The sequence below is a fragment of the Kitasatospora sp. NPDC058406 genome, from assembly GCF_042722765.1.
Taxonomy (GTDB): Bacteria; Actinomycetota; Actinomycetes; order Streptomycetales; family Streptomycetaceae; genus Kitasatospora.
The window spans coordinates 19,667-43,367 of sequence record NZ_JBHXKE010000020.1; the positions used below are offsets into that span (position 1 = coordinate 19,667).

The 23,701-nt window shown below is 72.1% G+C and carries 20 protein-coding genes and 1 pseudogene; 3 read left to right on the top strand and 18 right to left on the bottom strand.

The features are described 5' to 3' along the window. Positions 1-7: 7 nt before the first annotated feature. The 3 genes from ACFWOG_RS06405 to ppk2 form a co-directional block, all read right to left on the bottom strand. Complete coding sequence (locus ACFWOG_RS06405) at positions 8-1,357, bottom strand: replication-associated recombination protein A (RefSeq protein ID WP_329882243.1); 1,350 nt, start codon at positions 1,355-1,357, stop codon at positions 8-10. 105 nt (positions 1,358-1,462) lie between these two features. Next, a complete protein-coding gene (locus ACFWOG_RS06410) occupies positions 1,463-2,083 on the bottom strand; it encodes a hypothetical protein (RefSeq protein ID WP_380355374.1) in 621 nt (206 codons plus the stop codon). Between the two features lie 200 nt (positions 2,084-2,283). Then, positions 2,284-3,072, bottom strand: a complete 789-nt coding sequence (ppk2, locus tag ACFWOG_RS06415) for a polyphosphate kinase 2 (protein WP_329882375.1) — start codon at positions 3,070-3,072, stop codon at positions 2,284-2,286. A 295-nt stretch (positions 3,073-3,367) separates the two neighbouring features. Between ppk2 and ACFWOG_RS06420 the strand changes: the two genes are divergently transcribed. Continuing rightward, on the top strand, positions 3,368-4,273 hold the full coding sequence (locus ACFWOG_RS06420; RefSeq protein ID WP_329949843.1) for a LysR family transcriptional regulator: 906 nt from the start codon (positions 3,368-3,370) through the stop codon (positions 4,271-4,273). Positions 4,274-4,363: 90 nt separating this feature from the next. Here ACFWOG_RS06420 and ACFWOG_RS06425 read toward each other — a convergent pair whose 3' ends face one another. The 4 genes from ACFWOG_RS06425 to ACFWOG_RS06440 form a co-directional block, all read right to left on the bottom strand. After that, positions 4,364-4,870 carry an N-acetyltransferase gene (locus ACFWOG_RS06425; RefSeq protein ID WP_329882246.1) on the bottom strand — a complete coding sequence of 169 codons (507 nt, stop codon included), beginning with the start codon at positions 4,868-4,870 and terminating at the stop codon, positions 4,364-4,366. Between the two features lie 102 nt (positions 4,871-4,972). Then, positions 4,973-6,763, bottom strand: coding sequence for an aspartate--tRNA ligase (aspS, locus tag ACFWOG_RS06430; protein ID WP_329949842.1), 1,791 nt, complete (start codon positions 6,761-6,763; stop codon positions 4,973-4,975). After that, positions 6,760-8,022, bottom strand: coding sequence for a histidine--tRNA ligase (hisS, locus tag ACFWOG_RS06435; RefSeq protein WP_329949841.1), 1,263 nt, complete (start codon positions 8,020-8,022; stop codon positions 6,760-6,762). The genes aspS and hisS overlap by 4 nt, the downstream gene beginning before the upstream one ends. Before the next feature lie 11 nt (positions 8,023-8,033). Further along, positions 8,034-8,741: an MBL fold metallo-hydrolase gene (locus tag ACFWOG_RS06440; RefSeq protein ID WP_329949840.1), complete on the bottom strand. Its 708-nt coding sequence runs from the start codon at positions 8,739-8,741 to the stop codon at positions 8,034-8,036. A gap of 273 nt (positions 8,742-9,014) precedes the next feature. Here ACFWOG_RS06440 and ACFWOG_RS06445 point away from each other — a divergent pair, with 273 nt between their 5' ends. Together ACFWOG_RS06445 and ACFWOG_RS06450 are read left to right on the top strand one after the other, a co-directional pair. Beyond that, entirely contained in the window at positions 9,015-9,851 is an 837-nt protein-coding gene (locus ACFWOG_RS06445; protein ID WP_329949839.1) for a peptidylprolyl isomerase, read from the top strand. Positions 9,852-10,115: 264 nt separating this feature from the next. Further along, positions 10,116-11,345 (top strand): DUF349 domain-containing protein, encoded by a 1,230-nt coding sequence (locus ACFWOG_RS06450; RefSeq protein WP_329882253.1) that lies wholly within the window; start codon positions 10,116-10,118, stop codon positions 11,343-11,345. Positions 11,346-11,446: 101 nt separating this feature from the next. Here ACFWOG_RS06450 and ACFWOG_RS06455 read toward each other — a convergent pair. From ACFWOG_RS06455 to pdxS, 11 genes and pseudogenes are all read right to left on the bottom strand, one after another. Then, positions 11,447-13,771 (bottom strand): annotated as a pseudogene (locus tag ACFWOG_RS06455) (RelA/SpoT family protein); the annotation flags it as partial. A gap of 368 nt (positions 13,772-14,139) precedes the next feature. Next, the gene (locus tag ACFWOG_RS06460) at positions 14,140-14,691 is read right to left on the bottom strand and encodes an adenine phosphoribosyltransferase (RefSeq protein WP_329949838.1); all 552 of its coding nucleotides are present in this window, start codon (positions 14,689-14,691) and stop codon (positions 14,140-14,142) included. A gap of 26 nt (positions 14,692-14,717) precedes the next feature. Next, complete coding sequence (secF, locus tag ACFWOG_RS06465; RefSeq protein ID WP_329882255.1) at positions 14,718-15,824, bottom strand: protein translocase subunit SecF; 1,107 nt, start codon at positions 15,822-15,824, stop codon at positions 14,718-14,720. A gap of 4 nt (positions 15,825-15,828) precedes the next feature. Continuing rightward, entirely contained in the window at positions 15,829-17,658 is a 1,830-nt protein-coding gene (gene secD, locus ACFWOG_RS06470; RefSeq protein WP_380355381.1) for a protein translocase subunit SecD, read from the bottom strand. Between the two features lie 144 nt (positions 17,659-17,802). Further along, positions 17,803-18,210: a preprotein translocase subunit YajC gene (yajC, locus tag ACFWOG_RS06475; RefSeq protein WP_329882256.1), complete on the bottom strand. Its 408-nt coding sequence runs from the start codon at positions 18,208-18,210 to the stop codon at positions 17,803-17,805. A gap of 247 nt (positions 18,211-18,457) precedes the next feature. Next, entirely contained in the window at positions 18,458-19,534 is a 1,077-nt protein-coding gene (ruvB, locus tag ACFWOG_RS06480; RefSeq protein ID WP_329882258.1) for a Holliday junction branch migration DNA helicase RuvB, read from the bottom strand. A gap of 183 nt (positions 19,535-19,717) precedes the next feature. Continuing rightward, entirely contained in the window at positions 19,718-20,329 is a 612-nt protein-coding gene (gene ruvA, locus ACFWOG_RS06485) for a Holliday junction branch migration protein RuvA (protein ID WP_329949836.1), read from the bottom strand. Next, entirely contained in the window at positions 20,326-20,925 is a 600-nt protein-coding gene (gene ruvC, locus ACFWOG_RS06490; RefSeq protein ID WP_329949835.1) for a crossover junction endodeoxyribonuclease RuvC, read from the bottom strand. Before ruvC ends, ruvA begins: the two co-directional genes overlap by 4 nt. Positions 20,926-21,082: 157 nt before the next feature. Beyond that, positions 21,083-21,841, bottom strand: coding sequence for a YebC/PmpR family DNA-binding transcriptional regulator (locus tag ACFWOG_RS06495; RefSeq protein WP_329882261.1), 759 nt, complete (start codon positions 21,839-21,841; stop codon positions 21,083-21,085). A gap of 107 nt (positions 21,842-21,948) precedes the next feature. Next, the gene (pdxT, locus tag ACFWOG_RS06500) at positions 21,949-22,566 is read right to left on the bottom strand and encodes a pyridoxal 5'-phosphate synthase glutaminase subunit PdxT (RefSeq protein WP_329882262.1); all 618 of its coding nucleotides are present in this window, start codon (positions 22,564-22,566) and stop codon (positions 21,949-21,951) included. An 89-nt stretch (positions 22,567-22,655) separates the two neighbouring features. After that, positions 22,656-23,567 carry a pyridoxal 5'-phosphate synthase lyase subunit PdxS gene (gene pdxS, locus ACFWOG_RS06505; protein WP_329882263.1) on the bottom strand — a complete coding sequence of 304 codons (912 nt, stop codon included), beginning with the start codon at positions 23,565-23,567 and terminating at the stop codon, positions 22,656-22,658. Between the last annotated feature and the right edge of the window lie 134 nt (positions 23,568-23,701).

The window sequence follows — 23,701 nt, forward strand, 5'->3', positions numbered from 1 at the left end:
CCGGGGATCACTCTCCCCTGAGCCGCCCCCTGGTCCACTCCACGACGTCCGCGTACCGGGCCTCGCCGCCGCGCCGGGTCGGCCGGTAGTACTCCTTGCCGTGCACCGCGTCCGGCGCGTACTGCTGCGTCGCGATGCCCTCCGGCAGGTCGTGCGGGTACTGGTACCCCTGGCCGTGCCCCAGCTTGCCGGCGCCGCCGTAGTGCGCGTCCCGCAGGTGCGGCGGGACGGACCCGGCCATCCCCTGCCGGACGTCCGCCAGCGCCGCGTCGATCGCCAGGTAGGCGGCGTTGGACTTGGGCGCCAGCGCCAGCGCGATCGCCGCCTGGGAGAGGATGATCCGCGCCTCCGGGAACCCGATCAGGGCCACCGCCTGGGCCGCCGCCACCGCCGTCTGGAGCGCCGTCGGGTCGGCGAGGCCGACGTCCTCGCTCGCCGAGATCATCAGCCGGCGGGCGATGAACCGCGGGTCCTCCCCCGCCTCGATCATCCGGGCCAGGTAGTGCAGCGTGGCGTCCACGTCGCTGCCCCGGATCGACTTGATCAGCGCGCTGGCCACGTCGTAGTGCTGGTCACCGTCCCGGTCGTACCGGACGGCGGCCTGGTTGACGGCGGTCTCGGTGGTGGCCAGCGTGATCGCGGCCTCCTCCTTCTCCAGCGCCGCCCCGGCCGCGGCCTCCAGCGTCGTGAGCGCCTTCCGGGCGTCCCCGCCGGCCAGCCGGACCAGGTGGTCCTCCGCCTCGGCGGTCAGCTCCACCGCGCCCGCCAGCCCGCGCTCGTCGGCCACCGCGCGGTGCAGCAGGGCCCGGACGTCGTCGTCGGTCAGCGACTCCAGGGTGAGCAGCAGCGAGCGGGAGAGCAGCGGGGAGATCACCGAGAAGTACGGGTTCTCGGTGGTCGCGGCGATCAGGGTGACCCAGCGGTTCTCCACGGCGGGCAGCAGCGAGTCCTGCTGGGCCTTGGAGAAGCGGTGGATCTCGTCCAGGAAGAGCACCGTCTCCCGGCCGGTCATGCCGACGGCGCGGCGGGCGCCGTCGATGACCGCGCGGACCTCCTTCACCCCGGCGGTGATCGCGGACAGCTCGACGAAGCGGCCCTCGACGGCCTGGCTGATCACGTGCGCCAGCGTGGTCTTGCCGGTGCCGGGCGGGCCCCAGAGGATCACCGAGCTGGTCGCGGCCGGGCCGCGCGAGCCGGAGACCAGGCGGCGCAGCGGCGAGCCGGGCTTCAGCAGCTGCCGCTGGCCGGCCACCTCGTCGAGGGTGCGCGGGCGCATCCGCACGGCGAGCGGGGCCCGGCCGGGCTCCTTGGCCTGGCGTTCCTCGGCGGCGGCGGTGAAGAGGTCCGGTTCGTCCACACCGGAAGCCTATGCGAGCCCGCCGACAGCCCGGCCCGCCCGCCGCCCGCGGGCGCCCCGGCCACGACGACGGCGTACGACCACGACCAGGACCACGGCGTACGACTACGGCGACGGCTGCTTCGGCAGGTCGAGCAGGATCACCTCGAACTCCTCCAGCGAGCGCAGCCTCACCCCGCCGCCGGCCACCGCCCGGGCCCGGGCCTCCGCGACCGCGCCGCGGGAGGCCACCAGCGCGGCCCGGTCCGCGAAGAGCCCGCCCACCGAACCACGCTCGTCCTCGACGGCGAACAGCATGGAGCCGCCGAGGAACCCGTCGATCCGCTGCATCGCGGGCAGCGCCCGCTCGCGGAAGGCGGCGGCGATCCGGTCGCCCTGCACCCGGTCGAAGTCGAACCGGGCCAGCCGGAACCAGGCCCCCGGACCGGCCTGCACGGGCCGGGCGGCGACCACCGCCTGCCAGAGGTCCGTGGTCACCGTCCCGGCGAACGGCGCCAGCAGTTCGGCCCGCCGTCCGCGCAGCCGCTCGTCGCTCTCGCGTTCCGCCCGGGCGCTCTCCCACCAGGAGCCCATGGTGAGGATGCCGAGCTCCCGGTCGGCGAACAGTCCGAAGCCGCGGTAGCCGGGCTGCGGGGCGAGCAGCCCGACGGCCTCGGCGCGGAGGCCGTCGAGGGTCCGGTCCAGTGCGGCCGGGTCGCCGGTGGCGTAGACCGTGCGAACGAACATGGGCGGGTCTCCTGACCTCCGGCGGGCGCCGTGCCGGCCGCCCGCGCCTTCCCGAGCACGTCCATCGCACGCCGGGGGCGGGAGTCCGGCAACGCCGCGGAGCCGTTCGGAGCAGTACGGCCCCCTCCCGGCCCCTCCCCGTTCCCGGAGCGGTCCCCGGCCGGGCACGCCGGGCACGGCGGGCCCCGGCCGGGCGAGCCCTACGACCGGCCGAGGCCCGCCGCGTGGTCCGGGACGTACTTCTGCAGGTCGCGCGGGGGCCGCTGGTAGCCGCGCGAGGCGGGCCGGGGCGGCAGGACGATCTCCCGGGGGCTGACCTCCCGGTAGGGGACGGTGGAGAGCAGGTGGGCGATCATGTTGATCCGGGCCCGCCGCTTGTCGTCGCTCTCCACCACGTGCCAGGGCGACTCCGGGGTGTCGGTGTGGAGGAACATCTCGTCCTTGGCCCGCGAGTAGTCCTCCCAGTGGGCGACCGACTCGACGTCCATCGGCGAGAGCTTCCACCGCTTCATCGGGTCCGCCAGCCGGTCCCGGAAGCGCCGCTCCTGCTCGGTGTCGCTGACCGAGAACCAGTACTTGCGCAGCAGCAGGCCGGACTCGGCGAGCATCCGCTCGAAGATCGGGCACTGGTGCAGGAACTGCCAGTACTCCTCGTCGGTGCAGAAGCCCATCACCTTCTCCACCCCGGCCCGGTTGTACCAGCTGCGGTCGAACAGCACGATCTCCCCGGCGGCCGGCAGGTGCTCGACGTACCGCTGGAAGTACCACTGGGTGCGCTGGCGCTCGGTGGGCGTGGGCAGGGCGACGACCCTGGCGATGCGGGGGTTCAGATACTCCGTCACGCGCTTGATCGCGCCGCCCTTGCCGGCCGCGTCCCGCCCCTCGAAGACCACGACCAGCCGGGCGCCCTCGGCCCGCACCCACTCCTGGAGCTTCACCAGCTCCTCCTGGAGCCGGAGCAGCTCCCGCTCGTAGGGCTTCCGCTCCAGCCGCCCGGCCGCCGGAGCGTCCGGCCGCCCGCCGCTGTCGGCCCTCCCGCCCTGACCGGTCTGCTCGCGCTGGGCCTTGGCTGCCACCTGGGTGCCTCCGTTCGGCGGGGTGCTGATGACCCCTCACGGTAGGCGGTGAACGCGGCTCCCGCAGGTCCGGGTGCCCGGCGCGGCAGCGGCGGCCCCCTGAACCGCCGCTGCCGGGCTCCCCCGTGGGCCGGCCCGGAGGCCGGACGGTCAACCTTGACCCAGACCTGCCGGACGGGTCCAATTTCCGGTTCCATAACCTTGGGGCATGGATGTGGACACCCGGCTGCTGCGCAGCTTCGCCGCGGTCTGCGAGGAGGGCCAGCTGACCGCAGCCGCGGCCCGGCTGTTCGTCTCCCAGCCGACGCTGACCAAGCAGATCCGCCAGCTGGAGGCCCTGCTCGGGGTGGAGCTGTTCGAACGGTCGAGGCGCGGCATGGCGCCCACCCGGGCGGGCCGGGCGCTGGCCGCGCACACCGGCGCGATCATGTCCGGGTGGGACGAGGCGCTGCGCGCGACCCGGGCGGCCTCGGCGGAGCAGGGCTCGACGCTGCGGGTGGGGTTCGAGGGCGGCATCATCAACCTGATGACCCAGCGCACGGTCGCCGACTTCACCCGGCGGATGCCGGGCTGGCAGGTGGAGCTGCGGCAGAACAACTGGTTCGACCCCACCTCGGGCCTGGCGACCGGCGAGATCGACCTGACGCTCTGGCACGCCCCGCCGTCGCTGTCCGAGCGGTACAACGTCGCCGTGCTGGGCGAGGAGCCGCGCTGTGCGGCGCTGCCCGCCGGGCACCGGCTGGCCGACCGTGCGGTCATCGACTTCGAGGAGCTGCTCGACGAGCCCTTCGTGGCGATTCCGCACGAGTCCGGGCACTGGCGGGACTACTGGCTGGCGGTCCGGGAGCGGGGCGGGCGACCTGTGCGGATCGGCGCGGTGGCGCACAACACCGACGAGTGGCTGACCGCGGTGGTGTGCGGCCAGGGCATCGGTTTCGCCCCGGGAACGATGAGCCGGCTGGCACCGCGTGAGGATGTCGCGTACCGGCCGGTGCGGGGACTCAGCCCGAGCCAGGTCGGGCTGTACTGGCCGAAGGACCGGAGGCTGACGCCCGCCATGGCCGCGTTCGTCCGCAGCTGCCGGGCGACGGTCGGCTTCGGCGCCAGGCCCTAGCACCGTCGGCGCCGGGCCCCGGGCGTCGGACCGTCGGCAGCGGCCCGCAGGCATCGGGACCCAGGCGTCAGGCCCTGGGCGGCCGGGAGGCTAGACGGCCACGAAGGGCTCCGGGTACCGGCACAGGCCCCGCGGAGACCCGTCGTACCCGGACAGGGCGAGCACCTGGAAGTACGCGTCCGGCACCTCGAAGGGGCCGGTGACCTCGTGCCGCTGGGCCGGGAGGAAGCCGAACCGCGCGTAGTACTCCGGGTCGCCGAGGACGACGACCAGGGTCTCGCCGGCCTCCTCGGCGGCGGTCAGCGCCGCTTTGACCACCAGCTCGCCGACTCCCTTGCGCTGCCACTCCGGGGCGACCGCGACCGGCGCGAGCGCGAGGCCCTCGCCCTCGCCGACCCGCAGCCGGGTGAGCAGCGCGTGCCCGACCACGAGCCCGGAGCCGTCGACCGCGACCACGGACAGGCCGGGCAGCCAGGCGGGATCGCGGCGCAGCGCGTCCACCAGGTCGGCCTCGTCCGGGCCGGGGAACGCGGCCATGTGGACGCGTCTGGTGGCGGGTGCGTCCTCGGGACACTCGACTCTGGTACTGACCTTCATGGGGGAACCCTCTCTCTGTCACACACCGTTGTGGACCGGCCCCGGACGACGGTGATGCCGTCCGGGGCCGTGAAAGGTTAGCCGATGTCGGCGGATGCGGCGTCAGGCCTTCGGCTGGGCCTCGGACTTGGCGTCCTCACGGACCTTCGGCTGGGCGTCGACGCCGGCCTCGCGACGCTGCGCCGGGGTGATCGGGGTGGGCGCACCGGTCAGCGGGTCGCCGCCGGTGGACGTCTTCGGGAACGCGATGACGTCCCGGATCGTGTCGTACCCACCGAGCAGGGTGACGATCCGGTCCAGGCCGAAGGCGACGCCGCCGTGCGGCGGCGGGCCGTAGTTGAAGGCGTCCAGCAGGAAGCCGAACTGCGAGGCGGTCTCCTCCTCGGAGAGGCCGATCGCGTCGAACGCCCGCTTCTGGACGTCCCGCTGGTGGATACGGATCGAACCGCCGCCCAGCTCCGAACCGTTGAGCACCAGGTCGTAGGCGTTGGAGAGCGCCGAGCCCGGGTCGGTGTCGAAGGTGGCCAGCGACTCCGCGGTCGGGGCGGTGAACGGGTGGTGCACCGCGTGCCAGCCCTGGAACTCGCCCTTGTCGTCCTCGATGGGCTCGAACATCGGGAAGTCGACGACCCAGAGGAAGGCCCACTGGGACTCGTCGATCAGCTCGCAGCGGCGGCCGATCTCCAGACGGGCGGCGCCGAGCAGCTCCTGCGAGGGGCGCTGCTTGCCGGCCGCGAAGAAGATCGCGTCGCCGTTCTTGGCGCCCGCGGCGGCGGCCAGGCCGGCCAGGTGCTCCTCGGACAGGTTCTTGGCGACCGGGCCGCGCAGCTCGCCGGTCTCGGCGTCGATGAGCACGTAGGCGAGGCCCTTGGCGCCGCGCGCCTTGGCCCAGTCCTGCCACGCGTCGAGCTGCTTGCGCGGCTGCGAGGCGCCGCCCGGCATGACCACGGCGCCGACGTACGGGGCCTGGAAGACCCGGAACGAGGTGCCCTGGAAGTACTCGGTGAGGTCGGTGAGTTCCTGGCCGAAGCGGACGTCCGGCTTGTCCGAGCCGAAGCGGCCCATGGCGTCGGCGTAGGTCATCCGCGGCAGCGGGTTCGGGACCTCGTAGCCGTGCACCTCGCGCCAGATCGAGCCGATGATCTTCTCGCCGAGGGCCAGGATGTCCTCCTGGTCGACGAACGAGGCCTCGATGTCCAGCTGGGTGAACTCCGGCTGACGGTCCGCGCGGAAGTCCTCGTCGCGGAAGCAGCGGGCGATCTGGTAGTAGCGCTCCATGCCGGCCACCATCAGCAGCTGCTTGAACAGCTGGGGCGACTGCGGCAGCGCGTACCAGTGGCCGGGCTGGAGGCGGACCGGGACGAGGAAGTCGCGGGCGCCCTCGGGGGTGGAGCGGGTGAGGTACGGCGTCTCGATGTCGAGGTAGTCGTTGTCCTCCATCACCCGGCGGATGATGTTGTTGACCTTGGAGCGCAGGCGCAGGCCCTTGGCCGGGCCCTCGCGGCGCAGGTCGAGGTAGCGGTACCGGAGGCGGACCTCCTCGTTGACCGTGCCGGGCTCGTACTCGGCGACCGGGAAGGGCAGCGGCGCGGCCTCGGAGAGGACCTCGATCCCGCTGACCACGACCTCGACGGCGCCGGTCGGGATGTCCGGGTTCTCGTTGCCCTCGGGCCGCACGCGGACGTCGCCGACCACCTTGACGCAGTACTCGGCGCGCAGGCCGTGCACCGAGTCGAGGTCGCGGACCACGATCTGCACGGTGCCGGAGGCGTCGCGCAGATCGATGAAGGCCACGCCGCCGTGGTCGCGGCGGCGGGCGACCCAGCCGGCCAGGGTGACGGTGGTGCCTGCGTGCTCCGGGCGGAGCGTGCCCGCGTCGTGCGTGCGGATCACAGCTGCTTCTCCTTCAGGGTGGTGACGAGTGCGTCGAGGGCGACGGGGTTCTGCTCGCCGGTGGTCAGGTCCTTGAGCTGGACGACGCCTTCGGCGAGGTCCCGGTCCCCGGCGACGAGCGCGAAGCGTGCGCCGGACCGGTCGGCGGACTTCATGGCGTTCTTGATGCTCTTGACGCCGAAGGCGAGGTCGGTGGCGACGCCGGCCCGGCGCAGCTCGACCACCTTGGCGAAGAGGACGTTCTTGGCCTCCTCGCCGAGCGCGACGGCGTAGACGGAGGTCGCGGCGGGCAGGTCGAGGGCGACGCCCTCGGCCTCCAGCGCGAGGAAGGTGCGGTCCACGCCCAGGGCCCAGCCGACGGACGGCAGCGCGGGGCCGCCGATCATCTCGGAGAGGCCGTCGTACCGGCCGCCGCCGCCGATCGCGGACTGGGCGCCGAGGCCGTTGTGCACGAACTCGAAGGTGGTGCGGGTGTAGTAGTCCAGGCCGCGGACCAGCTTGGGGTCGTCGGTGAAGGCCACGCCGTTGGCGGTGAGCAGCTCGCGCACCTTCTCGTCGTACGCCTTGCAGTCCTCGCAGAGGAAGTCGCGCAGCATCGGGGCGCCGACGAGCTGGGCCTGCACCGACTCGCGCTTGTCGTCCAGGACGCGCAGCGGGTTGATCCCGGCGCGGCGGCGGGTGTCCTCGTCGAGGTCCAGGCCGTCCAGGAACTCGATCAGCGCGGTGCGGTAGACCGGGCGGCACTGCTTGTCGCCGAGGCTGTTGAGCAGCAGCGCGTAGTCGCTCAGGCCCAGCGACCGGAAGGCGTCGTCGGCCAGGATGATCAACTCGGCGTCCAGCGCCGGGTCCTCCGCGCCGATCGCCTCGGCGCCGACCTGCGAGAACTGGCGGTAGCGGCCCTTCTGCGCGCGCTCGTAGCGGTAGTACGAGCCGGAGTACCAGAGCTTGACCGGGAGGTTGCCCTGCTTGTGCAGGTTCGCCTGGAGCGCGGCGCGGAGCACCGAGGCCGTGCCCTCGGGGCGCAGCGCGAGCTCGTCGCCGCCCTTGGTGGTGAGGCTGTACATCTCCTTGGAGACGATGTCGGTGGACTCGCCGACGCCGCGGGAGAAGAGCTTCACGTCCTCGAAGACCGGGGTCTCGACGTAGCCGTAGCCGGCCCGGCGGGCGGGCGCGGCGATCGCCTCGCGGATCGCCAGGAAGGTCGCGGAGCTGGGGGGCAGCAGGTCGTAGGTGCCCTTGGGGGCGGTGAAGGTGCTCAACTTCTCTTCCGTCACATTCCTCGTCGCGGGAAGGCCGGGGCGCCGGACGCCCCCGCTGCCTGTCGGAGGTAGGGGTTGGTGGCGCGCTCACGGCCGATGGTGGTCTGTCCGCCGTGGCCGGAGAGGACCACGGTGGCGTCGTCGAGGGGCAGGCACACCCGGGCCAGCGAGCGCATGATCGCCTCGCCGTCCCCGCCCGGGAGGTCGGTTCGCCCTATGGAGCCGGCGAAGAGCAGGTCACCCGAGAAGAGCACCGGAGGGAGGTCCTCGGCGCCGGGTGTCCGGAACGTCACCGACCCCCCGGTATGGCCGGGGGCGTGGTCGACGGTGAGGGCGAGGCCGGCCAGCTCCAGCACGCTGCCGTCGGTCAGCTCGCGCACGTCGTCGGGCTCGCCGACGGTGAGTTCGCCCATCAGCTGGGTGCCGAGCGAGCGGCCGAGCGCCTTCTCCGGGTCGCTCATCATGTAGCGGTCCTCGGGGTGGATCCAGGCCGGGACGCCCTTGGCGCCGCAGACCGGGACCACCGAGGCGACGTGGTCGATGTGGCCGTGGGTGAGCAGGACCGCGACCGGCTTCAGGCGGTGCTCGCGGATCAGCTCCTCGACACCCTGCGCGGCCTGGTGGCCGGGGTCGACGATGACGCACTCCTCGCCCGGCGCCGGAGCGACCAGGTAGCAGTTGGTGCCCCAGGCTCCAGCGGGGAATCCGGCGATGAACACGCGCGCGTCCTTCGGGTGTCGGTCTTCGGGCGTCGGTCGCAGCGGCGGCTACGGGATGCGGCTACGAACTGTGATGTAGGGGCAGCCTACCGGCGGGGCGGGCCCGGTTGCGAACCAGATCCGCGTGACAGGTTCACCTCGACCTGACAGGTTCACCCCGTTCTTACGGTCGCGGTCCCTACACTTGGCCGCCGATGGATGCGATGATCCGCATCGACATCCGCACACGAAGCCCCCACGTCCGAGACCGCACATCCGTAGGAGACTGAGCCGGTGGTCAGCAGCGAACAGCGGCGGCGGCAGCTCGCCCGCGACAAGTACGAGCGCCAGATGGAGCGCCGGGTCGCCGAGAGGGCCGCGCGCAAGCGCCGCAACACGATTCTGGGCGCCTCGCTCGCCGTGGTCGTGCTGGCCGGCGGCGGCACGCTCATCGCGACCGGCGCCTTCGACTCGGACGACAAGAAGGACTCGGCCTCCGCCCAGGCCGCTCCCACCTCGACCCCGACCGAGCCCACCGTCCCGACCCGCAAGCCGGTCGAGGGGTGCGCGGACCCGGCGCCGGGCGCGCCGAACGGCAAGCAGTGGCAGGCCGAGCCGGCCATGAGCATCGACACCGCGGCCACCTACACCACGACGCTGGACACCAACTGCGGCAAGGTGACGCTCACCCTGGACGCGGCCAAGGCCCCGCACACGGTGAACTCCTTCGCCTTCCTCTCCGGCGAGCAGTTCTTCGACCACACCAAGTGCCACCGCCTGACCACGAGCGGCATCTTCGTGCTGCAGTGCGGCGACCCGACCGCCAGCGCCACCACGCCCGGCGGCACCGGCAGCCCGGGCTACAAGTTCGCCGACGAGAACCTGACCGGCGCCACCTACCCGGCGGGCACCGTGGCCATGGCCAACTCCGGCCCGGGGACCAACGGCAGCCAGTTCTTCCTCGTCTACAAGGACACCCAGCTCGGCCCGAACTACACGCCGTTCGGCAAGATCACCGGCGGTCTGGACGTGGTCCAGAAGATCGCCGCCGCGGGCACCCTGGAGGGCGGCGGGGACGGCCACCCGATGGCCGACGTCACCTTCAACACGGTGACGACCGCGAAGGGTTGACCGGTCCCGGGACCGCCCGGCGCCGCCCGTGAGGGGCGCGCCGGCGCGGTCCCGGCCCGAAATCGCCCGGCCCGGATGCGGACAGCACCGGGACTGGTCGCCTATGTTGGCTTTGTATAGGGTGCCCAGACCCGCCGGCCGTCACCCTCGGCAGCAGTACTCGGCGGACGGGGACGGCGGACTCATCGGTCCGCCGCACATCAACTGTGGACGACGGATGCGGACCGCCCCGGCGCGGACGCGACGTCATGTGGAGGACGCGCTATGAGCAGCGACCCGTGGGGCCGTGTCGACGAGCAGGGCACGGTCTACGTCAGGACGGCCGACGGCGAACGCGTCGTGGGTTCCTGGCAGGCCGGCTCGCCCGAGGAGGCGCTCGCCTACTTCGAGCGCAAGTACCAGGGCATCGAGGTGGAGATCGGCCTGCTGGAGAAGCGGGTGCGCACCACCGACCTGGCCGCCAAGGACGCCCAGGCCGCGCTGGAGCACCTGCGCGAGCAGGTCACCGAGGCGCACGCGGTCGGTGACCTGGCGGCGCTGGCCAAGCGGCTGGACACGCTCACGGGCGAGATCGAGAGCCGCCGCGAGGAGCGCAAGGCCGCCCGGGCCAAGGCCCAGGACGAGACCCGCACCGCCAAGGAGGCGCTGGTCGCCGAGGCCGAGCAGCTCGCCGAGTCCACCCAGTGGCGGGAGGCCGGCGACCGCCTGCGCGCCCTGGTCGACACCTGGAAGGGCCTGCCCCGGCTGGACCGCAAGAGCGACGACGAGCTGTGGCACCGCTTCTCGCACGCCCGCTCGGTGTTCTCCAAGCACCGCAAGTCGCACTTCGCGTCCCTGGACGCCGAGCGTGACCAGGCCCGGGCCACCAAGGAGGCGCTGGCCGTCGAGGCCGAGTCGCTCTCCTCCTCCACCGAGTGGGGCGACACCGCGGCCCGCTACCGCGACCTGATGGCGCGCTGGAAGGCCGCCGGCCGCGCCCAGCGCGACGTCGAGGACGAGCTGTGGGCGCGGTTCCGCGGCGCCCAGGACGTCTTCTTCCAGGCGCGCTCGGCGGTGTTCAGCGAGCGTGACGCCGAGCAGGTCGCCAACCAGAAGCTCAAGGAGGCCCTGGCCTCCGAGGCCGAGGCGATCCTGCCGATCACCGACCTCAAGGCCGCCAAGGCGGCCCTGCGCGAGATCAACGAGCGCTGGGAGGCGATCGGTCACGTGCCGCGCGACGCCCGGCCGAAGCTGGACGGCCGGCTGAACACGGTCGAGCGGGCGATCCGCGAGGTCGAGGACTCCGAGTGGAAGCGCTCCAACCCGGAGGCCAAGGCCCGTGCCGCCGGCATGGTCGGCCTCTTCCAGGCCAAGGCGGACAAGATCCAGGCCGACCTGGACAAGGCCCGCGCGGCCGGCAACGCCGGCCGGACCGCCAAGCTGGAGTCCGAGCTGTCGGGCGTCCGGACCCTGCTGGAGCAGGCGCACAAGAGCCAGGAGGAGTTCAGCGGCTGATCCGAGGCCGCCGGACACGAGGAAGGCCCCCGGGAACTCGCCAGTTCCCGGGGGCCTTTCCGTCGCCGCCGACCGTGCGGCGGCTGCCGCCGCGCGTACCGCTACTTGCGGGCCGAGGTGACCCGGTAGACGTCGTAGACGCCCTCGACGCCGCGGACCGCCTTGAGCACGTGGCCCAGGTGCTTCGGGTCGCCCATCTCGAAGGTGAACCGGCTCATCGCCACCCGGTCGCGGGAGGTCTGCACCGCCGCCGACAGGATGTTGACGTGCTGGTCCGAGAGGACCCTCGTGACGTCCGAGAGCAGCCGGGAGCGGTCCAGCGCCTCGACCTGGATGGCCACCAGGAAGACCGAGGACTGGGTGGCCGCCCACTCGACGTCGATCATCCGCTCGGGCTGCTGGCTGAGCGCCTCCACGTTGACGCAGTCGGCGCGGTGCACCGAGACGCCGTTGCCGCGGGTGACGAAGCCGACGATGGTGTCGCCCGGTACCGGGGTGCAGCAGCGCGACAGCTTGACCCAGACGTCCTCGACGCCCTTGACGATCACGCCGGGGTCGCCCTTGGCCCGGCGGCGCGCCGCCCGGCGGTTGTCGTGGGTCGGCGTCGCCGTCTCGGCGAGGTCCTCGGTCGCGCCCTCCTCGCCGCCCAGCGCCTGCACCAGCTTCTGGACGATGTTCTGCGCCGCGACGTGGCCCTCGCCGATCGCCGCGTAGAGCGAGGAGATGTCCGGGTAGCGCATCTCGTGGGCCAGGGTGACCAGCGAGTCGCCGGTCAGGATCCGCTGGATCGGCAGGCCCTGCTTGCGCATCGCCCGGGCGATGGCGTCCTTGCCCTGCTCGATCGCCTCCTCGCGGCGCTCCTTGGAGAACCAGGCGCGGATCTTGTTGCGGGCCCGCGGCGACTTGACGAAGCCGAGCCAGTCCCGCGAGGGGCCGGCGTTCTCCGCCTTGGAGGTGAAGACCTCGACGGCGTCGCCGTTCTCCAGGGTCGACTCCAGCGGCACCAGCCGCCCGTTCACCCGGGCCCCTATGGTCCGGTAGCCGACCTCGGTGTGCACCGCGAAGGCGAAGTCCACCGGGGTGGCGCCGGCCGGCAGCGCTATGACGTCGCCCTTGGGCGTGAAGACGAAGACCTCGTTGCTGGCCAGGTCGAAGCGGAGCGACTCCAGGAACTCGCTCGGGTCCGCGGTCTCCTTCTGCCAGTCCAGCAGCTGCCGCAGCCAGGCCATCTCGTTGACGGCGCCGGCCTTGTCGTCCTTGCGGGTCTGGGTCGGGGTGTCGGTGCGGACCTTGGAGGCGCCGGCCACCGCGCGCTGCTTGTACTTCCAGTGCGCCGCGATGCCGTACTCGGCCCGGCGGTGCATGTCGAAGGTGCGGATCTGCAGCTCGACGGGCTTGCCGCCGGGACCGATCACCGTGGTGTGCAGCGACTGGTACATGTTGAACTTGGGCATCGCGATGTAGTCCTTGAACCGCCCCGGCACCGGGTTCCACCGCGCGTGGATGGTGCCCAGCGCCGCGTAGCAGTCGCGGACGGTGTCGACCAGGACCCGGATGCCCACCAGGTCGTAGATCTCGGCGAAGTCCCGGCCCCGGACGATCATCTTCTGGTAGACCGAGTAGTAGTGCTTCGGCCGGCCGGTGACGGAGGCGGTGATCCGGGCACCGCGCAGGTCGCCCTGGACCTGGTCGATGACGGTGGCCAGGTACTCGTCCCGCTTGGGGGCGCGCTCGGCGACCAGCCGGACGATCTCGTCGTACATCTTGGGGTAGAGGATCGCGAAGGCGAGGTCCTCCAGCTCCCACTTGATGGTGTTCATGCCCAGCCGGTGCGCCAGCGGGGCGTAGATCTCCAGCGTCTCGCGGGCCTTCTTCTCCTGCTTCTCCCGCTTGAGGTAGCGCATGGTGCGCATGTTGTGCAGGCGGTCGGCCAGCTTGATCACCAGGACCCGGGGGTCCTTGGCCATCGCGACGACCATCTTGCGGACCGTCTCGGCCTGCGCGGCCTCGCCGAACTTCACCCGGTCCAGCTTGGTGACGCCGTCCACCAGCAGGGCCACCGAGTCGCCGAAGTCCTTGCGCAGGGTCTCCAGCCCGTAGTCGGTGTCCTCGACGGTGTCGTGCAGCAGCCCGGCCATCAGGGTCGGGGCGTCCATGCCCAGCTCGGCCAGGATGGTGGCCACGGCCAGCGGGTGGGTGATGTACGGGTCGCCGCTCTTGCGCTTCTGCCCCCGGTGCCACTTCTCGGCGACCGCGTACGCCTTCTCGATGTCGCGCAGCAGCGCCGGGTCGGCCTTCGGGTCGTTGGCCCGGATGGACCGGAAGAGCGGCTCCAGCACCGGGTTGAGCACGCTGGAGCGCTGGCCGCCGAGCCGGGCGAGGCGCGCGCGCATGCCACCGGCGGTGGACGGGCGACCCGCCGGGGCGACCTGGCGGGACGGGGTCGACGCCGGGCGTGCCGGGGTGGCCCCCGAGGGCGTGGGCCGGTTCTCGGGGGCGGCCGCAGCGGCCGTGGGCACAACCTCGTCGGGCAAGGACACTCCTCGGGGCGCTCGGCCTGCCCCTCCGCGCGGATCGCGCGACTCGCACAACCGGGAGGGGATGAATCTTCATGGTACCGAGCCGGGCGCCGGGGCGTTCGGTCGGCCGCCCCCGGACACGCACCGGACACACGACCGACACGAACGGCCCGGTCCTGTCCGGTCCTGTCCGGTCCTGCCCGGCCCGGAACGCCGACGGGCGGCGGCCGGATGATTCCGACCGCCGCCCGTCGCAGCGTTGACCGAGGAGGACCTCAGACCGTGACCAGCGTCTCCAGCGGAGCGCCGCCCAGGTGCGGGGCCAACCGCTCGCGCCCGTCCAGGAAGCCCAGCTCCATCAGGACCACGACGCCCACGAGCTCGGCGCCGGCCTCCTTCACCAGGTCCAGCGAGGCACTGATCGTCCCGCCGGTGGCCAGCACGTCGTCCACCACCAGCACCCGCTCGCCGGGCGCGAAGGCGTCGCACTGCACCTCCAGCGTCGCCGAGCCGTACTCCAGCTCGTACGAGCGGCGGTACACCTCGCCGGGGAGCTTGCCCTGCTTGCGGATCGGCACGAAGCCGAGCCCGGCCGCGAAGGCCGCCGGGGCCGCCAGCACGAAACCGCGCGCCTCCAGGCCGACCACCTTGGTCGCCCCGAGCTCCCTGGCCCGGTCCGCCAGCGCCCGGGTGAGCGCCGCGAAGGCCTCGGCGTCGGCGAGCAGCGGCGCGATGTCCTTGAACAGCACGCCCGGCTTCGGGTAGTCCGGGACGTCCCTGATCCGGCTGTTCAACAGCTCGGCCAGTGCGGTGTCGGCGGTGGTCACGAAGGGTCCTTAGGGGTCAGCGGGGATCAGCGCTTGGTGGACGGACGGCCCTTGGCACGCGTGGTGCCGGCCGCCCGGCCGCGCTGACCGACCATACCCGCCGGCTGGTCCTCGTCGGAGAAGGGCTCCCCGTCCTCGACGACGGCGTCCTTGGCCGCCTCCGCCTTGGCCTCCGCGGCGCGCCGCTGGGCGACCCGCTTGGCGAGGGCCTTCATCTCCGGCTGCTCCTCCTTCAGCTGCGCCAGCAGCGGAGTGGCGACGCAGATCGAGGAGTAGGCACCGGCCGCGAGGCCGATGAACAGCGCGAGCGAGATGTCGTTCAGCGTGCCGGCCCCGAGGAAGCCGCCGCCGATGAACAGCAGCGCCGCCACCGGGAGCAGGGCGACCACCGTGGTGTTGAGCGAGCGGACCAGGGTCTGGTTGAGGCCCGCGTTGGCCGCCTCGCTGTAGGTGATCTTGTTCTGCTTCGTGAGGTCCTTGGTGTTCTCCTTCACGGTGTCGAAGACGACGACCGTGTCGTAGAGGGAGTACCCGAGGATGGTCAGGAAGCCGATCACGGTGCCCGGGGTGACCTCGAAGCCGACCAGGGCGTAGACGCCGATGGTGATCAGGAGGTCGTGGATGAGGGCGACCAGGGCGGCCACCGCCATCCGCCACTCGAAGGCGATCGCCAGGTAGATCGTCACCAGGATCATGAAGATGACCAGACCGGTGAGGGCCTTGTTGGAGATCTGCTCACCCCAGCTGGGGCCGATCACCTGGGCCTCGATCTCCTGGACCGGGACACCGAGTTCCTTCGCCAGGTTCTCGGTGATGACCGAGGAGCTGACCTTCTCCTCGGAGGAGACCTGGATGCGGATCTTGCCGTTCTCGGTCGACTGCACCAGCGGGTGCGACTCGACGATCTTGTCGACCGACTCCTGAGCCTGCGAGACCGAGAGCCCGGGCTTGGACACGGTGTAGACCGAGCCGCCCTTGAACTCGATGCCGAGGTGGAGGCCCATCGCCAGGCCGATCGCGGCGACCAGGACGATCACCCCGGAGATGCTGTACCAGAGCTTGCGGCGCCCGACGAAGTCGAAGCTGACCTCGCCCTGGTAGAGCTTGTGGCCCAGATTGGAGAAGCGTGACACGGTGTCAGGCCCCCTTCACGGCGGCGGAGGACGAGGGGGTGCGACGACGGGTGCTGCGCAGCGGCGGGCGGGCACCCAGCCGCTTCGGGTCCAGGCCGGACCACGGGTGGCCGTCGGAGAAGAACTTCCGGCGCGCCAGCAGCGTGATCAGCGGCTTGGTGAAGAGGAAGATCACCACGACGTCGAGCGCGGTGGTCAGGCCCAGCGTGAACGCGAAGCCCTGCACCTTGCCGACCGAGACCACGTAGAGCACGGCGGCACAGAGGAACGAGACGAAGTCCGACACCAGGATGGTGCGCCGGGCGCGCGGCCAGGCACGCTGGACGGCCGGCCGCAGCGGGGCCCCCTCGCGGACCTCGTCACGGATGCGCTCGAAGTACACGATGAAGGAGTCGGCGGTGATGCCGATCGCGACGATCGCACCGCAGATCGCCGGCAGGTTCAGCGCGAAGCCGATCCCGGCGCCGAGCAGGCTCATGATCGAGTAGGTCAGGGCCGCCGAGACGAGCAGGCCGGCGATCGAGACCAGGCCCAGACCCCGGTAGTAGACCAGCGAGTAGAGGACCACCAGGACCATGCCGATCAGGCCCGCGACCAGACCGGCCTTCAGCTGGTCGCCGCCGAGCTGCGGGGAGACGGTGGTGACGTCGCTGGTGGCGAACTCCAGCGGCAGTGCGCCGAAGCTCAGCTGGTTGGCGAGGCCCTGCGCCTCGGACTGGGTGAAGCTGCCCGAGATCACGGCCGAGCCGCCGGGGATGGCGCTGCGCACGTACGGGTGGGAGACGACCTGGCCGTCCAGCACGATGGCGAACTGGTTGGTCGGGTCGGGCTGGGTGGCCAGCTGGCCGGTGACGGCGGTGAACGCGTCGGTGCCCTTGCCGTTGAACTGCAGCTGGACCTGCCAGCCGCCGCCCTGCTGGGTGTCGATGCTGGCCTGCGCCTTGGAGACGTCCGCGCCGAAGACCGCGACCGGGCCGAGAGCGAGCTTGTAGAAGATCCCGTTCTCGTCCTTCTGGGTGCAGGCGACGGCCGGCGCACCCTCGGACTTCTGGTGGTTCTGGCGCTGCTCGGGCTTGGTGCAGTCGAGCGCGGCGAACTCGGCGGCCAGCTCCGGCGGCACCGTGCCCGAGGTCATCGCGGCGGAGAGGTCCGGCGTGACGGGGGCGGTGGCGGGGGCACTCGGGGTACCGGTCGCGGCGGCGCCCGTGGCGGCCGCGGACGGGGTACCGGTGGCCGCGGCGCCGGTGGCGGCAGCGGTCGGGGTGGCGTCGGCCGCGAGGGCCTCGCCGACCGGCCGGCCCTGCTTGGTGGCGCTCGCGCTGGGCGCGGCCGCGGTGGTTCCGGCCGAGGCCGACGCGGCGGCGCTCGGGGTTCCCGTGGCGCTCGGGGCGGCGCTGCCGCTCGCCGAGGGGGTCGCGGACGGCGCCGGGGCCTGGAGGCCGCTCGGAGCGAGGGCGAGGACCGGGCGGAAGTACAGCTTCGCGGTGGATCCGACCTGGTCGGCCGCGGTCTGCTTGTCACCGCCCTTGGGGATGTTGACGATGATGTTCTGGTCGCCCTGGGTCTGGACCTCCGCCTCGGAGACACCCATCCCGTTGACCCGCTGCTCGATGATCCCGGTGGCGATGTCCATGTTGGACTTGTTGATCGCCTTGGGGTCGGTCGACTTCGCGCTCAGCGTGATGCTGGTGCCGCCTGCGAGGTCGATCCCGAGGCGGGGCTTGGTGTGACCCGTCCCGAACATGAGGGCGACCAGTCCGACGGTGACGACCAGGATGAGGGCCAGCGCCCTCCCTGGGTAGCCGTCGCGCGGGCGCGACTTGGGTGTTGCCACCTTGCTCGTTTCTCCCTGTCCATGCCACTTCCCCCCACCGGACCCCGCCCTGCGCGTGGCTGGACGGGGTGTGGCGGAACTGCGGCCCTGAGTCCTGTGGGCTCGCGGCGATTCGCCGCGCGACCGGGCGGGTGCCCGACCGTACTACTTGCTCGCGGGAGCCCCGCCCTCGGCCTCGGCCTTCTCGGCGCCGTCCTTGCTGAGCGACAGCGGCTTCTCGTCCGCCGGCTCGATCTCGGCGTCCTCGTCGGAGGCCTCGGACAGCTCGTCGTCGACCGGGCGGCCGTTGATGATCGCGTCGTACTCCGCGGGGTCCAGCACGGCGGCGATCGCGCTCTTGGTGAAGTAGGCGACCACGCCGGGCGCGATCTCCAGCTCGACGGTCTCGTCGTTGACCGCCTTCACCTGGGCGTACAGGCCGCCGATGGTGCGCACCCCCGCCCCTGGCTCCAGCGCGGTCTGCATCTTCTGCATCTGCTGCTGGCGCTTCTTCTGCGACCGGAACATGAGCACGATCGCGATGATCGGGAGGAGAAGGATGATGAGGTTCACTGCAGCCAGGGTCCTTAGCGGGCCGCCGGCCGGCGGCCTGTGTGGTATTGGTCGTCCCGTCGGGTGAGAGGGGCGGTCCGGCGGAGTCTAGGCGACCCCGAACTGATCGGACAACGCCAAGCATCGCATCCTGCCGCCGAAAGTGGCGACCCTCCGCCTGCACTGTTTCCCGGGACTTCCCTCACGACTTCTCCGACTGCCCCCGGCGCGGGCGTGCACGGTGCACACACGCTCCGACCTCACCCGTTCAGCCCTGTTCCGGCCGGAAAAGGTCCGGTTGTGCCGGTACGGCCCCCCTGGTGGTCTGGACCGGCGGGGTGAGACCGAGGTGCTGCCAGGCGGCGGCGGTGGCGATCCGACCGCGCGGCGTCCGGGCCAGCAGACCCTCGCGGACCAGGAAGGGTTCGGCCACCTCCTCGACCGTCTCGGACTCCTCCCCCACCGCGACGGCCAGGGTCGACAGCCCGACCGGGCCGCCGCCGAACAGCCGCAGCAGCGCGTCCAGCACCGCACGGTCAAGCCGGTCCAGCCCGCGGGCGTCGACCTCGTAGACGTCCAGCGCGTGGCGGGCGATCTCCACGGTGACGACGCCGTCGTGCCGGACCTGGGCGTAGTCGCGGACCCGGCGCAGCAGCCGGTTGGCGATGCGCGGGGTGCCCCGGGAGCGGCCGGCGATCTCGGCGGCGCCGGCCGTGTCGATCTCGACGTCCAGCAGGGCGGCCGAGCGGTGCACCACGCGCTGGAGCTCGGCCGGGGCGTAGAACTCCATGTGCCCGGTGAAGCCGAACCGGTCGCGCAGCGGCGGCGGCAGCAGTCCGGCCCGGGTGGTGGCGCCGACCAGGGTGAACGGCGGCAGCTCCAGCGGGATGGCGGTGGCGCCCGGGCCCTTGCCGACGATCACGTCGACCCGGAAGTCCTCCATCGCCATGTAGAGCATCTCCTCGGCGGGCCGGGACATCCGGTGGATCTCGTCGAGGAAGAGCACCTCGCCCTCGGTCAGCGAGGAGAGGATCGCCGCGAGGTCGCCGGCGTGCTGGATCGCCGGGCCGGAGGTGATCCGGATCGGTGCGCCCAGCTCGGCGGCGATGATCATCGACAGGGTGGTCTTGCCCAGCCCGGGCGGACCGCTGAGCAGCACGTGGTCAGGGGCGGCGCCACGCTGACGGGCGGCCTGGAGCACCAGTGACAGCTGCTCGCGCACCCGCTCCTGGCCGATGAACTCGTCGAGCTGCCGGGGCCGCAGCGCCGCCTCGACGGCCTGGTCCTCGCCGTCGGCGGCGCCCGCCACGAGCCGGTCGGTCGGGTCGGAGTCGTACGGGCTCATGCCCTCTCCCCGCTCCGCTCGCCGGCGGTGTCACCGGCGCCCCTCTGGGTGGTTCGCGCGCTCACTTGGTGCGGGCTCCAATGTCGACAAGGTGACAGGTGGTCAGATCGGTAGGGCGGTAGGGCAGTAGGGCGGCAGGACGACCGCGGGTCCCCGGTCGGCACCCCCGGTCGGCGTCCCCGGTCAGCGCGCCCGGTTGAGCGAGCGCAGGGCGGACCGCAGCAGGGTGCCGACGTCCGGGACGGCCTGCGCCTCGGCCTCCGGGGTGACGACGATGACCGCCTCGTCCGCCTCGCGCGGCGCGTAGCCGAGGCCGACCAGGGCCGCGTGCAGCTGCTCGCCCCACGGCGCGGGCCCGGTGGCGATCGGCTTCTGCGCCGGGACGCTGCCGTGCGGGGCGCCCAGCTTGTCCTTGTACTCCAGCAGCAGCTTGGCGGCCTTGGCCTTGCCGATACCGGGGACGGCGATCAGCGCCTTCTCGTTGCCCGCGGCGACGGCGGTGCGCAGCGCGTCCGGGCTGTGCACGCCGAGCATCGCCTGGGCGAGCCGGGGTCCGACACCGGGCGCGGCCTGGAGGATCTCGAAGACCGCGCGCTCGTCGTCGTCGGCGAAGCCGTAGAGGGTGAGCGAGTCCTCCCGGACGACCAGCGAGGTGGCGAGCCGTGCGGGCTCCCCGGGACGCAGTCCGGCTGCGGTGGCCGGGGTGACCTGGACGGCCATCCCCACGCCGCCGACCTCGACGACGACGGTGGAGCCGCTGATCACGGCCACCGGTCCCTGGACGAAGGCGATCATCGGGCGGCTCCTCGGGTGGGACGGGCGGAGTACGGGCGGGCGGCGGGCGCCTTCGCGGGCGCCGCCCCGGCGGCGGGCGCCTTCGGGGCCGCCTTGGCGAGCGCGGCGGCGATCCGGTCGGTGGCGCCGCCGCGCCAGATGTGGCAGATGGCCAGCGCCAGCGCGTCGGCGGCGTCGGCCGGTTTGGGCGGGGCGTCCAACCGCAGCAGCCGCTGCACCATGGCCGTGACCTGGGCCTTGTCGGCCCGGCCGGAGCCGGTCACGGCGGCCTTGACCTCGCTCGGCGTGTGCAGGGTGACCGGTATGCCGCGCCGGGTGGCGCAGAGCATGGCGACCGCGCTGGCCTGCGCGGTGCCCATCACGGTGCGCACGTTGTGCTGGGCGAAGACCCGCTCGACGGCGACCAGGTCGGGCCGGTGCTCGTCGAGCCAGCTCTCGATGCCCTGCTCGACCAGCAGCAACCGGTGCCCGATCTCGGCGTCGGCCGGCGTGCGCACCACCCCGACCCCGACCATCCGCAGCGGCCGGCCGGGCGCGCCGTCGACCACGCCGACCCCGCACCTGGTCAGCCCCGGGTCCACACCCAGTACCCGCACTCCTGCCCCGCCTCTCGCTAACCCGCCGCTCGTCCTCGGGCACTGCGACCCGCCGCGACCGGCGGCAACCTGCGAAGGCTACCGCCCGGGTCGGACAACGGCTCGAACGACACCGGCCCGGTGGTCGTGGGACCACCGGGCCGGGACGTGGGTCCGATCACTCGGCGTCGAGCTGCGCACCGACCTCGTCGCTGATGTCGAAGTTGGCGAAGACGTTCTGCACGTCGTCGCTGTCCTCCAGGGCGTCGATCAGCTTCAGGATCTTGCGGGCGCCCTCGACGTCCACCTCGACCTGCATGCTCGGGAGGAAGTTGGCCTCGGCCGAGTCGTAGTCGACGCCCGCGTCCACCAGGGCGGTGCGGACGGCGACCATCTTGGAGGCCTCGGAGACGATCTCGAAGGAGTCGCCGAGGTCGTTGATCTCCTCGGGCTCCTGGTCGAGGACGACCTCGAAGAGCTTGTCCTCGTCCACGCCGTCCGCCTTGGGGACGATCACGACGCCCTTGCGGGTGAACAGGTAGGACACCGAGTTCGGGTCGGCCATCGAGCCGCCGTTGCGGGTCATCGCCACGCGCACGTCGGAGGCGGCACGGTTGCGGTTGTCGGTGAGGCACTCGATGAGCACCGCGACGCCGTTCGGGCCGTAGCCCTCGTACATGATCGTCTGGTAGTCGGCGCCGCCGGCCTCCAGGCCACCGCCGCGCTTGACGGCGCGGTTGATGTTGTCGATCGGGACCGAGCTCTTCTTGGCCTTCTGGATGGCGTCGTAGAGCGTCGGGTTGCCGGCCGGGTCGGGACCGCCGGTGCGCGCCGCCACCTCGATGTTCTTGATCATCTTGGCGAAGAGCTTGCCGCGCTTGGCGTCGATCACGGCCTTCTTGTGCTTGGTGGTAGCCCACTTAGAGTGGCCGGACATCGCCAGCTCCTTTACGTCGCCAAAGGGAAATGAACAGATGAGATCTTACCGGTGCCGCCACCGGTCCCTCGCACACGGTCACCGGCGGACCGTCACGCGGCGGGCGGTCACGCGGCGGCGAGGTGCTCCTCGACCATCCGCACGAAGTAGGCGTGCACCCGGTGGTCGCCGGTGAGCTCGGGGTGGAACGAGGTGGCCAGCAGGTTGCCCTGGCGCACCGCCACGATCCGGCTCTCCGGGCCGTCGGCGGCGGGCAGCTCGGCCAGCACCTGAACGCCGGCGCCGACCCCCTCCACCCAGGGGGCGCGGATGAAGACGCCGTGCACCGGCGCGTCGTCCAGGCCCTGGAAGACGACACCCGACTCGAAGGACTCGTTCTGCCGCCCGAAGGCGTTGCGGCGCACGGTCATGTCGATGCCGCCCACCGTCTCCTGGTCCTCGCGCCCGTCCAGGATCTTGTCGGCCAGCATGATCATGCCCGCGCAGGTGCCGTACACCGGCATGCCGGCGGCCACGCGCTCGCGCAGCGGGTCCATCACGCCGAACAGCAGCGCCAGCTTGGACATCGTGGTGGACTCCCCACCGGGGATCACCAGGGCGTCGACCCCGGCCAGCTCCTCGGCACGGCGGACCGGGCGGGCCAGCGCGTCGGCCTCGGCCAGCGCGACCAGGTGCTCGCGGACGTCACCCTGCAGGGCGAGGACGCCGATCACTGGAGTGGACACTCTCACTACCTCTTCAGACTCTCGTTCGGACGACGCGCAGCGGCCCGCCGCGCAGATGGTCACACCGCGCGGCGGGCCGTCCGGCGGGACTACCAGCCGCGGTTGGCGTAGCGCTCGCTCTCCGGCAGGGTGTCGCAGTTGATGCCGACCATGGCCTCGCCCAGGTTGCGGGAGGCGTCGGCGATGATCTTCGGGTCGTCGAAGAAGGTGGTCGCCTTGACGATCGCGGCGGCACGCTTCGCCGGGTCACCCGACTTGAAGATGCCGGAGCCGACGAAGACGCCCTCGGCGCCCAGCTGACGCATCAGCGCGGCGTCGGCCGGGGTGGCCACACCACCGGCGGAGAACAGCACGACCGGCAGCTTGCCGAGCTCGGCGACCTCCTTGACCAGCTCGTACGGGGCGCGCAGGTCCTTGGCGGCGGCGAACAGCTCGTTGTTGTCGAAGCCGCGGAGCCTGGCGATCTCGTTCTTGATCTGGCGCAGGTGGCGAACGGCCTCGACGACGTTGCCGGTACCGGCCTCACCCTTGGAGCGGATCATGGCCGCGCCCTCGGCGATGCGGCGCAGCGCCTCGCCCAGGTTGGTGGCACCACAGACGAAGGGGGTCGTGAAGGCCCACTTGTCGGAGTGGTTGACCTCGTCGGCCGGGGTCAGCACCTCGGACTCGTCGATGTAGTCGACACCGAGCGACTGCAGGACCTGGGCCTCGACGAAGTGGCCGATCCGGGACTTGGCCATGACCGGGATGGAGACCGCCTCGATGATCTCCTCGATCATGTTCGGGTCCGACATCCGCGCGACGCCGCCGTCCTTGCGGATGTCCGCCGGGACCCGCTCGAGCGCCATGACGGCGACAGCGCCGGCGTCCTCGGCGATCTTGGCCTGCTCGGCGTTGACCACGTCCATGATCACACCGCCCTTGAGCTGCTCGGCCATGCCGCGCTTGACCCGGGCGGTACCGATCTGCGGCTGGTCTGCGGTGGTGGGGGTGGTGGACACGTGAGACCTCACTCGAAGATGAACCAGTGCTATCGCCCTATGGTAGGCGGAAGAAACGGCGCCTCCATGCGCCACCCGGTCCAGCCCGACCGTCGGGTTACGACAAACAGGCCGGATCCGGCCCCCCGCTCCGA

Bases quoted from the DNA above. Each gene is read 5' to 3' on its own strand.
- ACFWOG_RS06410 (WP_380355374.1), bottom strand. From the start codon at position 2,083: ATGTTCGTTCGCACGGTCTACGCCACCGGCGACCCGGCCGCACTGGAC.
- ACFWOG_RS06420 (WP_329949843.1), top strand. From the start codon at position 3,368: ATGGATGTGGACACCCGGCTGCTGCGCAGCTTCGCCGCGGTCTGCGAG.
- ACFWOG_RS06425 (WP_329882246.1), bottom strand. From the start codon at position 4,870: ATGAAGGTCAGTACCAGAGTCGAGTGTCCCGAGGACGCACCCGCCACC.
- ACFWOG_RS06450 (WP_329882253.1), top strand. From the start codon at position 10,116: ATGAGCAGCGACCCGTGGGGCCGTGTCGACGAGCAGGGCACGGTCTAC.
- ruvB (WP_329882258.1), bottom strand. From the start codon at position 19,534: ATGAGCCCGTACGACTCCGACCCGACCGACCGGCTCGTGGCGGGCGCC.
- ruvA (WP_329949836.1), bottom strand. From the start codon at position 20,329: ATGATCGCCTTCGTCCAGGGACCGGTGGCCGTGATCAGCGGCTCCACC.
- ACFWOG_RS06495 (WP_329882261.1), bottom strand. From the start codon at position 21,841: ATGTCCGGCCACTCTAAGTGGGCTACCACCAAGCACAAGAAGGCCGTG.